Annotated in this window: 9 protein-coding genes; 6 read left to right on the forward strand and 3 right to left on the reverse strand. The window is 73.8% G+C overall.

Features of this window, described 5'->3' with window-relative positions:
- The first annotated feature begins 31 nt into the window (after positions 1–31).
- Positions 32–1,825: a proline--tRNA ligase gene (locus CFLA_RS07600; RefSeq protein ID WP_013116737.1), complete on the forward strand. Its 1,794-nt coding sequence runs from the start codon at positions 32–34 to the stop codon at positions 1,823–1,825.
- A gap of 64 nt (positions 1,826–1,889) precedes the next feature.
- Here the strand turns inward: CFLA_RS07600 and CFLA_RS07605 are convergent, their stop codons facing one another.
- Positions 1,890–2,957, reverse strand: coding sequence for a DUF4439 domain-containing protein (locus tag CFLA_RS07605; protein ID WP_013116738.1), 1,068 nt, complete (start codon positions 2,955–2,957; stop codon positions 1,890–1,892).
- Positions 2,958–3,096: 139 nt separating this feature from the next.
- On the opposite strand from CFLA_RS07605, the gene CFLA_RS07610 reads away from it, so the two are divergent.
- The 5 genes from CFLA_RS07610 (at position 3,097) to rbfA (ending at position 8,798) form a co-directional block, all read left to right on the forward strand.
- Entirely contained in the window at positions 3,097–3,657 is a 561-nt protein-coding gene (locus tag CFLA_RS07610) for a ribosome maturation factor RimP (RefSeq protein ID WP_013116739.1), read from the forward strand.
- A gap of 1 nt (position 3,658) precedes the next feature.
- Positions 3,659–4,753 carry a transcription termination factor NusA gene (gene nusA / locus CFLA_RS07615; protein WP_013116740.1) on the forward strand — a complete coding sequence of 365 codons (1,095 nt, stop codon included), beginning with the start codon at positions 3,659–3,661 and terminating at the stop codon, positions 4,751–4,753.
- 158 nt (positions 4,754–4,911) lie between these two features.
- Entirely contained in the window at positions 4,912–5,172 is a 261-nt protein-coding gene (locus tag CFLA_RS07620; protein WP_342626039.1) for a YlxR family protein, read from the forward strand.
- A 120-nt stretch (positions 5,173–5,292) separates the two neighbouring features.
- Positions 5,293–8,166 carry a translation initiation factor IF-2 gene (gene infB, locus CFLA_RS07625; RefSeq protein ID WP_013116742.1) on the forward strand — a complete coding sequence of 958 codons (2,874 nt, stop codon included), beginning with the start codon at positions 5,293–5,295 and terminating at the stop codon, positions 8,164–8,166.
- A gap of 197 nt (positions 8,167–8,363) precedes the next feature.
- Positions 8,364–8,798: a 30S ribosome-binding factor RbfA gene (rbfA, locus tag CFLA_RS07630; RefSeq protein WP_013116743.1), complete on the forward strand. Its 435-nt coding sequence runs from the start codon at positions 8,364–8,366 to the stop codon at positions 8,796–8,798.
- 21 nt (positions 8,799–8,819) lie between these two features.
- Here rbfA and CFLA_RS07635 read toward each other — a convergent pair whose 3' ends face one another.
- Both CFLA_RS07635 and CFLA_RS07640 read right to left on the reverse strand, forming a co-directional pair.
- Entirely contained in the window at positions 8,820–9,878 is a 1,059-nt protein-coding gene (locus CFLA_RS07635) for a glycosyltransferase family protein (RefSeq protein WP_013116744.1), read from the reverse strand.
- A gap of 12 nt (positions 9,879–9,890) precedes the next feature.
- Positions 9,891–12,578, reverse strand: coding sequence for a sodium-translocating pyrophosphatase (locus tag CFLA_RS07640; RefSeq protein WP_245530318.1), 2,688 nt, complete (start codon positions 12,576–12,578; stop codon positions 9,891–9,893).
- Positions 12,579–12,750 lie beyond the last annotated feature (172 nt).

The raw sequence follows: 12,750 nt of genomic DNA on the forward strand, positions 1-12,750 counted from the left end.
CGCACCCCGCCGCGCGCACTAGGCTCGTCGCATGCTCCTGCGCATGTCCACGCTGTTCGTCCGCACCCTGCGCGAGGACCCCGCCGATGCCGAGGTCGCCAGCCACCGGCTGCTCGTGCGCGCGGGGTACATCCGTCGCGCCGCCCCCGGCATCTACACCTGGCTCCCGCTGGGCCTGCGCGTCCTCGCGAAGGTCGAGCAGGTCGTCCGCGAGGAGATGGCCGCGATCGGGGCGCAGGAGGTGCACTTCCCGGCGCTGCTGCCCAAGGAGCCGTACGAGGCCACGGGCCGGTGGACCGAGTACGGGCCCAACATCTTCCGCCTGAAGGACCGCAAGGGCGGTGACTACCTCCTCGCGCCCACGCACGAGGAGATGTTCACGCTGCTGGTCAAGGACCTGTACTCGTCGTACAAGGACCTGCCGCTCGCGCTCTACCAGATCCAGACCAAGTACCGGGACGAGGCGCGGCCGCGCGCCGGTCTCATCCGCGGGCGCGAGTTCGTCATGAAGGACGCCTACTCCTTCGACGTCGACGACGCAGGGCTCGCCGCGTCCTACGAGGCGCAGCGGGCCGCGTACCAGCGGATCTTCGACCGCCTCGGCCTGGAGTACGTCATCGTGGCCGCGACGTCGGGTGCCATGGGCGGCTCGCGCTCGGAGGAGTTCCTCACGCCGACCGCGATCGGTGAGGACACGTTCGTGCGTTCGGCCGGCGGCTACGCGGCCAACGTCGAGGCCGTCACGACGGTCGTGCCCGAACCGGTCGACGCGTCGGAGGTGCCCGCCGCCCACGTCGAGGACACGCCCGACACCCCGACGATCGACACGCTCGTCGCCCTCGCGAACGAGCGGTTCGCACGTCCCGACCGTCCCTGGACGGCCGCCGACACCCTCAAGAACGTGGTGCTCGCGCTGGTGCAGCCCACGGGGGAGCGCGAGCTCGTCGTCGTCGGGCTGCCCGGCGACCGTGAGGTCGACCTCAAGCGCCTCGAAGCGGCGGTCGCGCCGGCCGAGGTGGAACCGGCCGGCGACGCCGACTTCGCGGCCCACCGCGAGCTCGTGCGCGGGTACATCGGCCCCGGCGTGCTGGGCCCGAACGTCCCGGTCGCCGACGGTGCCGAGCGCACCGCGGTGCGCTACCTGCTGGACCCGCGCGTCGTGCCCGGCACGCGGTGGATCACCGGGGCGAACGAGGCCGGTCGCCACGTGTTCGACCTGGTCATGGGCCGCGACTTCACCGCGGACGGCACGGTCGAGGCCGCCGAGGTGCGCGCCGGTGACCCGGCGCCGGACGGTTCGGGCCCGCTCGAGCTCGCGCGCGGCATCGAGATCGGCCACATCTTCCAGCTCGGCCGCAAGTACGCGCAGGCGCTCGGACTGACGGTGCTCGACCAGAACGGCAAGGCACAGGTCGTCACCATGGGTTCCTACGGCATCGGCGTCACGCGCGTCCTCGCGGCGCTCGCGGAGGCCAACCACGACGAGCGCGGCCTCGCGTGGCCGGCCGACGTCGCGCCGGCCCACGTGCACGTCCTGGCCACCGGCAAGGACGCCGCGGTGTTCGAGGCGGCCGAGGCCCTCGCCACGACGCTCTCGGCGCGTGGCGTCGAGGTCCTCTACGACGACCGCCCCAAGGTGTCGCCGGGCGTGAAGTTCGCCGACGCCGAGCTCCTCGGCGTGCCGCTGGTCGTGGTCGTGGGCCGCGGTCTGGCCGACGGTGTGGTCGAGGTGCGTCCGCGCGCCGGTGGCACGTCGGAGCAGGTCCCGGTGGCCACCGCCGCCGACCGCGTCGCCGAGCTGGTGGACGAGCTGGTCGCGGGCTGAGCGTCCCGCGGACGGTACCCGCCGTCCGACGGGCGCCGTCCGGTGCCCGGCGCGCGCCGTCGGGTCAGCCGACGGGCGTCGTCGCGAGCTCGGGCATGCCCGGGAACGCCACGGGTGCGGCGCCGCGGGCGACGGCCGCCGCCGTCGCGGTGCGCAGCGAGGCGACCGCCTCCGGACGGCTGCCGAACGGTGCGTCCGCGACCGCGGCGCTGCTCGCGTCCGCGACCGCCTGCTCCAGCGTGCGCAGCAGGGCGTCGCGCACGGCCGGGTCGTCGACCCCGGCGGGGAGCGCGTAGGCGGCGCGACGCGGGTCGTCCGGCCGGTGCGCGACACCGGCCCGGTCCGCCCACGCGTCGGACGCTGCCCGGTGCCGGGCGGCCTGCTCCAGCAGCGCGCCGCGCTCGGCGTCGGCGCTGCGTGCGGCGAGCACCGTGGACGTCCACGCGGCCTCGTCGTGCGCGAGCGCGAGCGCCGCGGCGCCCGGCCAGGCGCGCCCGCCCGCGTCCTGGCCCGTCGCGGCTCCGGTGGCGTCGCCGTCGGGCCCCCCGGTGGGCGTGGCGGCGTCGCTCGTGGCGTGCTCCTCCGGGGCGGACGGTTCGGGGCGGGGTGCTCCCGTCGCCACGGCGAGCCGGTCCGCCAGGGCGTCGCGCGCCACCGCGACGGACGCGACGAGCCGGGCGAGCTCACCCTCCGGCGCCGCGTCGGCGTCGCGCGCGGCGCGCGCGGCATCGTCCACCAGCTCGGCCAGGAGCTCCGTGACGTCGCTCACCACGACCGGCGACGAGGACGCGGTCGGCGTGGGCGCCGGCAGCCCGGAGTCGTAGACGCCGCCGAGCTCCTGGGCGTGGCGTGTCGAGAACGCCACCACGTCCGTGAGCACGGTGCCCACCGCCTCCTCGGGGCCCCTCGCCGCGAGCCCCGCGGCGGCCTCGGCCAGACCGAGCGCGTCGTCGACGGTCCTGCCCCGGACCTGCTCGGTCGCGTCCGGCGTGGGCTCCGCGGGCGGCGGCGTCTCGAGCCGCAGGCCGCACCCGGCGAGCACGGCCGCCACGGCCACCAGCGCGACGGCGCGGCGGGACGACGTCCGGCGAGCGGAGCGGGACGGGAGCAGCAGGGCGCGGTGACGGGACATCGGCGCGATCCTGCCACGACCGTCGCACCGCGCCGGGCACGTCGGACCCAGTACCGGGGAGTCGTTAGGCTGGTGGGACAACGTCACAGGGTCGCCGTCTGCGCCCCGCCGTGCAGGACAGACGACAGGAGGCCAGGTCATGGGCGCGCCAGCTACCGCACCCCGGGTGCGGGAGGTCGTGGAGACCGCCGTGACCGGCGCGGGCCTGCTGCTCGACGGGCTGGAGGTGGCCGGGAGCGGGCGCAGCACCGTGGTCCGCGTCACCGTGGACCTCGCGGACGACGACCCGGGCACCCTCGACCTGGACCGGGTGGGCGACGTCACGCGCGCCGTCTCGGACGCGCTGGACGCCGCGGACGTGCTCCCGGGCGCATACACGCTCGAGGTCGGCAGCCCGGGGGCGGAGCGCCCGCTGACGCTGGCCCGCCACTGGCGCCGCGCCCGCGGCCGCACCGTGCTGGTGCGACGCACGGACGGCACGACGCTCACGGGGCGCCTCGACGGCGTCGCGGACGGCGACGCGCCGGAGCTCGTCGTGGTGCCGGTGACGGACCCCGGCAAGGGGCGACGCCCGGTCGTGGGCGCACCGGTGACGTTGGCGTGGGACGACGTGCGCGACGCACGGGTGCAGGTGGACCTCGCCGCGGTGCGCGAGGCCGACGAGGAGGCCGGGCCGCAGGACGGCACGGGGAGGGGCTGACGTGGACATCGACATGCAGGCGCTGCGACTCATCGAGCGCGAGCGGGAGATCAGTCTCGACGTGCTCGTCGAGGCCATCGAGCAGGCGCTCCTGTCCGCCTACCACCGCACCCCCGGCGCACGCTCGCGAGCGCGGGTGGAGCTCGACCGCCGGACCGGGCACGTGACGGTCTGGGCGCGGGATCCCGCGCCCGAGGCCCCGGCCCCGGAGGTGGCCGAGGACGGGACCGTGGTGGCCGTGGCCCCCGCACCCGAGATGCCCGAGTACGACGACACGCCCGAGGGCTTCGGGCGCATCGCGACCGCCACCGCACGCCAGGTCATCGTGCAGCGGCTGCGTGACGCCGAGGACGACCAGGTGCTCGGCACGTTCCGCAGCAAGGCCGGCGAGGTGCTCGGCGGCGTGATCCAGCAGGGCCGCGACCCGCGCACGGTCCTGGTCGACGTCGGCGGTGTCGAGGCCGTCCTGCCGGCCCACGAGCAGGTGCCCGGCGAGAGGTACGTGCACGGCGAGCGGCTGCGGGCCTTCGTGCTGGAGGTCGCGCGGGGGCAGCGCGGGCCCCAGATCACGCTGTCGCGCACGCACCCGAACCTCGTCCGCAAGCTCTTCGCCCTCGAGGTGCCGGAGATCGCCGACGGGACGGTCGAGATCACCGCGATGGCCCGTGAGGCCGGGCACCGCACCAAGATGGCGGTGCGGGCGAACGTCGCCGGCGTCAACGCCAAGGGCGCGTGCATCGGCCCGATGGGCGGGCGCGTGCGCGCCGTCATGGCAGAGCTGCACGGCGAGAAGATCGACATCGTCGACCACTCGGACGACCCGGCCGAGATGATCGCCCACGCGCTGTCCCCGGCGCGCGTCCTCGACGTGAGGGTCGTCGACGCGGCCGCCCGTGCGGCGCGCGTCGTGGTGCCCGACTACCAGCTGTCGCTCGCGATCGGCAAGGAGGGGCAGAACGCCCGTCTCGCCGCGAAGCTCACCGGCTGGCGGATCGACATCCGCTCCGACGCCGAGCCTGCCGCCGGGACGGCCGGTGCGGCCTCCGTGCGCGGTGCCGACGACGCGGGCGCGGGGGCCTCCGGTCACGTCCGGTGACAGGGCGCGGTAGACTCTCCGAGGCTGGGCCGGCTGCCCGGCTCTCCTCGCCGAGCAGGCGGAACCCCGATCCCGCGCATCCCGTGCCCGAACCGGGTCCTGTCCGCACGTGCGTGGGGTGCCGTGCGACCGGTCGCAGGTCGGCCCTGCTGAGGGTGGTGCTGTCCGACGTGGGCGCGGGGGAACCTGCGCTCGTGGCGGACGAGCGCCGCAGGATGCCGGGCCGGGGTGCGTGGCTGCACCCCGACCAGCGTTGTCTCGAGCTCGCCGTGCGACGGCGGGCGTTCGGGCGGGCGCTGCGGTACACGGGCCCCCTGGGGACCGAGGCCGTGGAGCGCGCCGTGACGCGGCTCGCCGCGCAGCAGCCACAGCACAGCACCACGGTGCCGGACCCGACGTCCGGTACCGACCGTCGATGAGGAAAGCGGGTTGGAAGCCGATGGCGACCCGATGAGCACGCACCGATGAGTACCCAGCGATGAGTACCCAGCACTAACGACGGTCCGACCCTGTCCGGGGCGGACCAGGACAGGAGAGATGTGGCCAAGGTCCGCGTCTACGAGCTCGCGAAGGAGCTCGGGGTCGACAGCAAGACCATCATGACCAAGCTCAACGAGCTCGGAGAGTTCGTCCGCTCGGCGTCGTCGACGATCGAGCCCCCCGTCGTGCGCAAGCTGCGCGACACGTACCCCGTCGGTGGGTCCGGCGGCCGCCCGACGGCGCCCAAGGCCCCGGCGGCGCCCAAGGCCCCCGCCGCGGCGCGCCCCGCCGCGCCCGCGGCCCCCGCCGCACCGGCGCCGGCTGCTCCCGCGGCGGCCGCCCCGCAGGCCCCGGCCGACTCCGCGCCGGCGGCTCCGGCACCGGCTGCCACGGCAGCGGTCGCGCAGGCCCCGGCCCCGCAGGCTCCCGCGCCGCAGGCGCCGACCGCGCGTCCCGCTCCCGCCGCTCCCGCAGCGCGCCCCGGCGCACCGCGTCCCGGTGGTGGCGGCAGCGGCGGTGGCGGTGCACGTCCCGGCGCGCCGCGTCCTGCGGCCCGTCCGGGCAACAACCCCTTCGCGCCCGCCCAGGGCATGCCGCGCCAGGGCGAGCGCCCCGGCGGGCCGCGCCCCGGTGGGCCGCGTCCGGGCAACAACCCGTTCGCACCGTCCCAGGGCATGCCGCGTCCCGGCGACCGCCGTCCGGCCGCCGAGGGCGCGCCCGCGGCTGCCGCCGGCGACCGTCCCGGTGGGCCCCGTCCCGGCGGTCCGCGTCCCGGTGGTCCGCGCCCGAACCCGGGCATGATGCCCGGTCGCACGCAGAGCGGTGTCGGCCGCCCCGGTGAGCGCCCCGCGCCCGCCGGTCGCGGAGGCGGCGGCGGTCGCGGCGGCTACGGTGGCGGCCCCGGCCGTCCTGGTGGCGGCGGTGCACCCGGTGGCGGCGGCGGGTTCGCCGGTCGTCCCGGTGGTGGCGGTCGTCCCGGTGGCGCCGGTCGCGGCTCCACCCAGGGTGCGTTCGGTCGTGCCGGCGGTCGCCCCGTCCGCGGCCGCAAGTCGAAGCGGGCGAAGCGCCAGGAGTTCGAGCAGATGCAGGCGCCGTCGCTGGGCGGCGTCTCCGTCCCGCGCGGCAACGGCAAGACGGTCGTCCGCCTGCGCCACGGCTCGTCGCTGAACGACTTCGCCGACAAGATCGACGCGAACCCCGCCTCGCTCGTCACCGTGCTGTTCCACCTCGGTGAGATGGCCACCGCGACCCAGTCGCTCGACGAGGACACGTTCGGCACGCTCGCGGCCGAGCTCGGCTACGTCATCGAGATGGTCTCGGCCGAGGAGGAGGACCGCGAGCTGCTCGGGGCCTTCGACATCGACCTGGACGCCGAGCTCGAGGCCGAGGGCGACGACGTGCTCGAGGCGCGTCCGCCCGTCGTCACCGTCATGGGCCACGTCGACCACGGCAAGACCAAGCTCCTCGACGCCATCCGGTCCACGGACGTCGTCGCGGGCGAGGCCGGCGGCATCACCCAGCACATCGGTGCGTACCAGGTGCGCACGGAGCACGAGGGCATCGACCGCGCGATCACGTTCATCGACACCCCGGGTCACGAGGCGTTCACCGCCATGCGTGCCCGCGGTGCGCAGGTCACGGACATCGCCATCCTCGTGGTCGCGGCCGACGACGGCGTGATGCCTCAGACGATCGAGGCGCTGAACCACGCGCAGTCGGCCAACGTGCCGATCGTCGTCGCGGTCAACAAGGTGGACAAGGAGTCGGCGAACCCCGACAAGATCCGCCAGCAGCTCACCGAGTACAACCTCGTGGCCGAGGAGTACGGCGGCGACACCATGTTCGTCGACGTCTCCGCCAAGCAGCGCATGGGGATCGACGAGCTGCTCGAGGCGGTCCTGCTCACGGCGGACGCCGCGCTCGACATGCGCGCCAACCCGGACAAGGACGCGCGCGGTGTCGCGATCGAGGCGAACCTCGACAAGGGCCGCGGGGCCGTCGCCACGGTGCTCGTGCAGTCCGGCACGCTGCAGGTCGGCGACGCGATCGTCGCCGGCACGGCCCACGGCCGCGTCCGCGCGATGCTCGACGAGCACGGCGAGAACGTGACCGAGGCCGGCCCGGCCCGTCCCGTGCAGGTCCTCGGCCTGTCGTCGGTGCCCCGCGCGGGCGACACCTTCCTGGTGGCGCCCGACGAGCGCACCGCGCGGCAGATCGCGGAGAAGCGCGAGGCGGCCGAGCGTGCCGCCCTCCTGGCCAAGCGCCGCAAGCGCATCAGCCTCGAGGACTTCACGCAGGCGCTGCAGCAGGGCAAGGTCGAGACCCTCAACCTCGTTCTCAAGGGCGACGTGTCGGGTGCGGTCGAGGCCCTCGAGGACGCGCTGCTCAAGATCGACGTCGGCGACGAGGTCGACCTGCGCGTCATCCACCGCGGGGTGGGTGCCATCACGCAGAACGACGTCAACCTGGCGACGGTCGACAACGCGATCATCATCGGCTTCAACGTGAAGCTCGCGCCGCGCGTCGAGGAGCTGGCGGACCGCGAGGGCGTCGACGTGCGCTTCTACTCGGTCATCTACCAGGCGATCGACGACGTCGAGGCCGCCCTCAAGGGCATGCTCAAGCCGGAGTACGAGGAGGTGCAGCTCGGTAGCGCCGAGGTGCGCGAGATCTTCCGCTCCTCGAAGTTCGGCAACATCGCCGGTTCCATCGTGCGCTCGGGCGAGATCCGACGGAACTCCAAGGCGCGCGTGCTCCGCAAGGGCAAGCTCATCGGGGACAACCTCACGATCGAGTCCCTCAAGCGGTTCAAGGACGACGCGACCGAGGTCCGCGAGGGCTACGAGTGCGGTATCGGCCTGGGGTCGTTCAACGACCTGCAGCTCGAGGACGTCATCGAGACGTACGAGATGCGGGAGAAGCCGCGGTCGTGATGTTCGTTGCTCGGGGGTGAGTCCGTTCGTCGGCTCACCCCCGGGCGGCCTCCGGGAGCGTACGGCGGGCCTACCGCGGGGCTGGCGGCCCGTGCCAGGCCCACCACGGCCCGCCGCACCGCTCCCTGCGGCCACCCTCGTCAGTCGTCAGATCCCCCGCCCGCGGTGGTGGAGGGGGCTGGAAGGAAGGCAGGACCATGGCCGACACAGGGCGGGCGCGGAAGCTGGCGGAGCGGATCCAGCAGGTGGTCGCGCAGATGATCGACACGCGGGTCAAGGACCCGCGGCTGGGGTTCGTCACGGTGACCGACGTGCGCGTGACCGGTGACCTCCAGCACGCGGACGTGTACTACACGGTGCTCGGCGACGACGAGTCGCGCGAGGGGTCTGCCAAGGCGCTCGAGAGCGCCAAGGGCATGATCCGTTCGGAGGTCGGCAAGCAGACCGGCATCCGACTCACGCCGACCCTCGCGTTCCACCTCGACGCGGTGCCGGAGACTGCTGCGCACCTCGAGGAAGCGCTGTCCGAGGCGGCACGGCGCGATGCCGAGGTCGCCCGACTGGCCGCGAGCGCACGGTACGCCGGCGAGGCCGACCCCTACCGGCACGCCGAGGACGACGACGAGCGCTGAGCCGCTCGTGCGCGGCCGGGATCAGCCGAACCACTCGCGCACGCGCTCGGCGACGGCCCGTTCGAACAGGTCGTCGTCGTGGCGCCCGCGCAGCCACGCCTGGAAGTCGCCGCCGACGCACGCATCCAGCTCGGCCCGGCACGCGTCGGGCTCGCGGACCGCGTGCAGCAGCAGGGCCTCGGCCTGTGCGGGGTCCGAGTACAGGAACGGGTACCGCGCGGGGAGGATCGCGCGCGCCCATGCCAGGTCGGGGAACACGCCGATCGCCCCTGCGACGAGGGCCTCGACGTACTCGAGGCCGTACGACTCGTCGACCGAGGTCGCGAGGAACGCGGTGGTGCGGGACAGGGCCTGCCAGTACGACTCACGGTCCGAGGTGAGCGGACCGACCCACGTCCAGTCGTGCTGGGAGAACCGCATGGCGAGCTCGGTAGCCAGGTGCTGCTCGTGCAGTCGCATCTCCACGACCAGCGGCACCTGCCGGCGCACCTGCTCGACGACGTCGACGAACAGGCGCGGCTGCTTGCGCTCCGACAGGTAGATCGCGGGGTACAGCACGACGGGTACGTCGGTCGGCGTGCGCGGCTGGACGTGCTCGAGCCGGATCCCCAGGTCCACCCACGCGACGACCGCCCGCTCGGCGAGCGGCGGCACCGCGAGCATGCGCACGACCTCGCGGATCTCCGACGCCGTGCGCTCGGAGTTCGCGAACGTCGGGAACAGGGCGCACGACAGGGCGAGCATCGCGCGCGCCACCCGGTGGGTGTGGTGCGTCGAGACGTTCCACCACAGGAAGTTCATGACGTTCGGCTCGTCGCCGTGGCGGGCCAGCACGCGCCAGATCTCGGGGGAGTCGAGGACGTCCATGTTGATGACGACGGTGGACGCGGCGTCGACAGCGGTCAGCGGCACGACGTCCACGGGCCCGGTGCGCGGCCGCGGGCCGACCAGGACGGCGCCGGGGAACACCCGCAGCAGTCGTCGCACGAGGGTGGCGCCCGCGTCGTGGCCGGCCACGTACCCGTCGTCGTCGAGGACGGGCAGGCCCGCGGGGTTGGTGTAGGCGATGGCGATCTGCACGGCTGCCTCCCGTCAGCCGGCCGGCCGAGCGACGGGTTGGGCGTCCGGTGCCGCTTCGGGGGCCCGAGCCGTGGGGACGGCGTCGTGACGAGGCGTGGGTGCCGCGGCGTCCGCGTGGGTGTCCGCCGGGGTGTCCTCGCCGGGTGGCATCGGTGTGCCGGGGCCCCGGTCCGTCTCCGGCTCGGGCGGCAGGGGTGCGCGGCCGCCGTCGCGGGTCCGGCCGATCCGCATGCCGTAGAACGAGCGGTGCACGCACCACAGCGACGCCGCGCCGAGCACCACGGCCAGCACGGCGACCAGGGTGCCGTGCCCCTGGTCACGCAGCGACACCGCGAGCTCCACGGCGAGCAGGCCGAACAGGGTCGTGAACTTGATGACCGGGTTCAGCGCCACGGAGGAGGTGTCCTTGTACGGGTCGCCGACGGTGTCACCGACGATCGTCGCGTCGTGCAGCGGCGTGCCCTTGGCGTTGAGGTCGACCTCGACGATCTTCTTGGCGTTGTCCCACGCGCCACCCGCGTTCGCCATGAAGATCGCCTGGTACAGGCCGAACACCGCGATCGAGACCAGGTAGCCGATGAAGAAGAACGGCTCGACGAACGCGAAGGCCAACGTCGTGAAGAACACCCCGAGGAACATCGTGAGCATCCCGCGCTGCGCGTACTGCGTGCAGATCTGCACGACCTCGCGCGACTGCTCGGCGCTGGCCCTCGTCACCCCGTCGAGGCGGATGGTGTCCTTGATGTAGGCGACGGCCCGGTGCGCCCCGGTCGTCACCGCCTGGATCGAGGCGCCGGTGAACCAGTAGATCACTGCCCCACCGGTGACCAGGCCCAGCAGGAACGGCGGGTGCAGCAGCGATAGGTGGTCGAGGTCGACGGTCAGGCCCTCGGTGAGGCTCATGATGATCGAGAAGATCATCGTGGTCGCGCCCACGACGGCCGTGCCGATGAGCACGGGCTTCGCGGTGGCCTTGAACGTGTTGCCCGCGCCGTCGTTCTCCTCGAGCATCCGCTTCGCGGACGCCCACTGCGGGGCCAGGTCGAAGTCGCGACGCAGCTCGTGCTCGATGCCGGGCAGGTCCTCGATCGTCGACAGCTCGTACACGCTCTGCGCGTTGTCCGTCACCGGTCCGTACGAGTCGACGGCGATCGTCACGGGCCCCATGCCGAGGAACCCGAAGGCCACCAGGCCGAAGGCGAACACCGCCGGCGCGGCCATCAGGGCGGCGAGCCCGAGCCCCGAGACGGCGTACGCGCCGCTCATCAGCGCGACGACGGCCATGCCCAGCCAGTACGCCGAGAAGTTGCCGGCCACGAGGCCCGACAGGATGTTGAGCGACGCCCCGCCCTCGCGCGAGCTCGTGACGACCTCGCGGACGTGACGTGACGCGGTCGACGTGAACACCTTGACGAGCTCGGGCACCAGGGCCCCTGCGAGCGTGCCGCAGGACACGATCGCGGCGAGCTTCCACCACAGGCCGTCGCCGTCACCGAGCGGCGACAGCACGAACCACGACGTCGCGAACGTGAGCACGGTGCTCAGGACGGACGTGACCCACACCAGCTGCGTCAGCGGGGCCTCGAAGTCCATGCGTGCCGCCGCGCGGAAGCGCCGGCGGGTCCACGCGTCGTTGGCGACGTACGACAGGCCGGAGGCGACGACCATGACGGCGCGCACCACGAACAGCCACACCAGCAGCCCGGCCTGCACGCCCGGGTCGTGCACGCCGAGCAGCACGAACGTCACCAGCGCGACCCCGGTGACGCCGTAGGTCTCGAACCCGTCGGCGCTGGGGCCGACCGAGTCCCCGGCGTTGTCACCGGTGCAGTCGGCGATCACGCCCGGGTTGCGCGCGTCGTCCTCCTTGATCCGGAAGGCGATCTTCATCAGGTCGGAGCCGATGTCCGCGATCTTGGTGAAGATCCCGCCCGCGATGCGCAGCGCGGCCGCCCCCAGGGACTCGCCGATCGCGAACCCGATGAAGCACGCACCGGCCACGCCCGGCGGCAGGAACAGCAGGATGACGAGCATCATGAGCAGCTCGAGGCTGATGAGCACCATCCCGATCGCCATGCCCGCCTGCAGCGGGATCCGGGCGACCGGCAGAGGCCGGCCGTGCAACGACGCGAACGCCGTCCGGGAGTTGGCGAACGTGTTCACCCGGATGCCGAACCACGCGACCGCGTACGAGCCCGCGATGCCGACGAGCGAGAACGCGATGACCACCGCCACCTTGCCCCACCCGAACCCGACGAGGACCTTGTAGTAGACGACGATCACCGTGGCGATCACCGCCCACAGCACGAGCAGGAAGCGTCCTTGCTGCAGCAGGTACTCCCGGCACGTCGCGTAGATCAGCTCCGAGACCTCGCGCATCGAGTGGTGCACCGGCAGCCGGCGCAGGCGCGTGAGCACGAACCCGCCGAACACGAGACCGAGTGCGCACACCACGAGGCCGAGGAGCAGCAGCGTGCGTCCGGGGACGCCGGCGAGGGCAGTGACCGCGCCGAGGTCCGGCAGCACGAGGTTCGCCTCGCCGCCGTGGACGTCCGCCGCGAGGTCGTCGCCCGGCGGAGCCGCGCACCCCGTCAGGACCAGTGCCCCGAGCACGGGGGCAGCGGCGCGGCGTCGGCGCGGGCGCCGACGCACGGAGGTGGTCTGCGGGACCTCGTCGTCCCGGCTCGCGGGTGCGTCCACGTCCCGCACGCTAGGGACGCGGGACGTCGTCCACACGTGACGAAGGTCACGGTTGAGGTCGTGCGGCTGGTCAGGGGTCCGGGCAGTCCCCCGAACGGACGTGCGGGAGCGTCGCCGGGCGCGAGGCTCGACGACGTGCGCGGCACCGCCCGGCCGAGGCCCGCTGATAACC

Source organism: Cellulomonas flavigena DSM 20109 (assembly GCF_000092865.1).
GTDB classification, from domain to species: domain Bacteria; phylum Actinomycetota; class Actinomycetes; order Actinomycetales; family Cellulomonadaceae; genus Cellulomonas; species Cellulomonas flavigena.

Coding starts and splice junctions, on each gene's coding strand:
- CFLA_RS07605 (WP_013116738.1), bottom strand. CDS start 2,957: ATGTCCCGTCACCGCGCCCTGCTGCTCCCGTCCCGCTCCGCTCGCCGG.
- CFLA_RS07610 (WP_013116739.1), top strand. CDS start 3,097: ATGGGCGCGCCAGCTACCGCACCCCGGGTGCGGGAGGTCGTGGAGACC.
- CFLA_RS07600 (WP_013116737.1), top strand. CDS start 32: ATGCTCCTGCGCATGTCCACGCTGTTCGTCCGCACCCTGCGCGAGGAC.
- rbfA (WP_013116743.1), top strand. CDS start 8,364: ATGGCCGACACAGGGCGGGCGCGGAAGCTGGCGGAGCGGATCCAGCAG.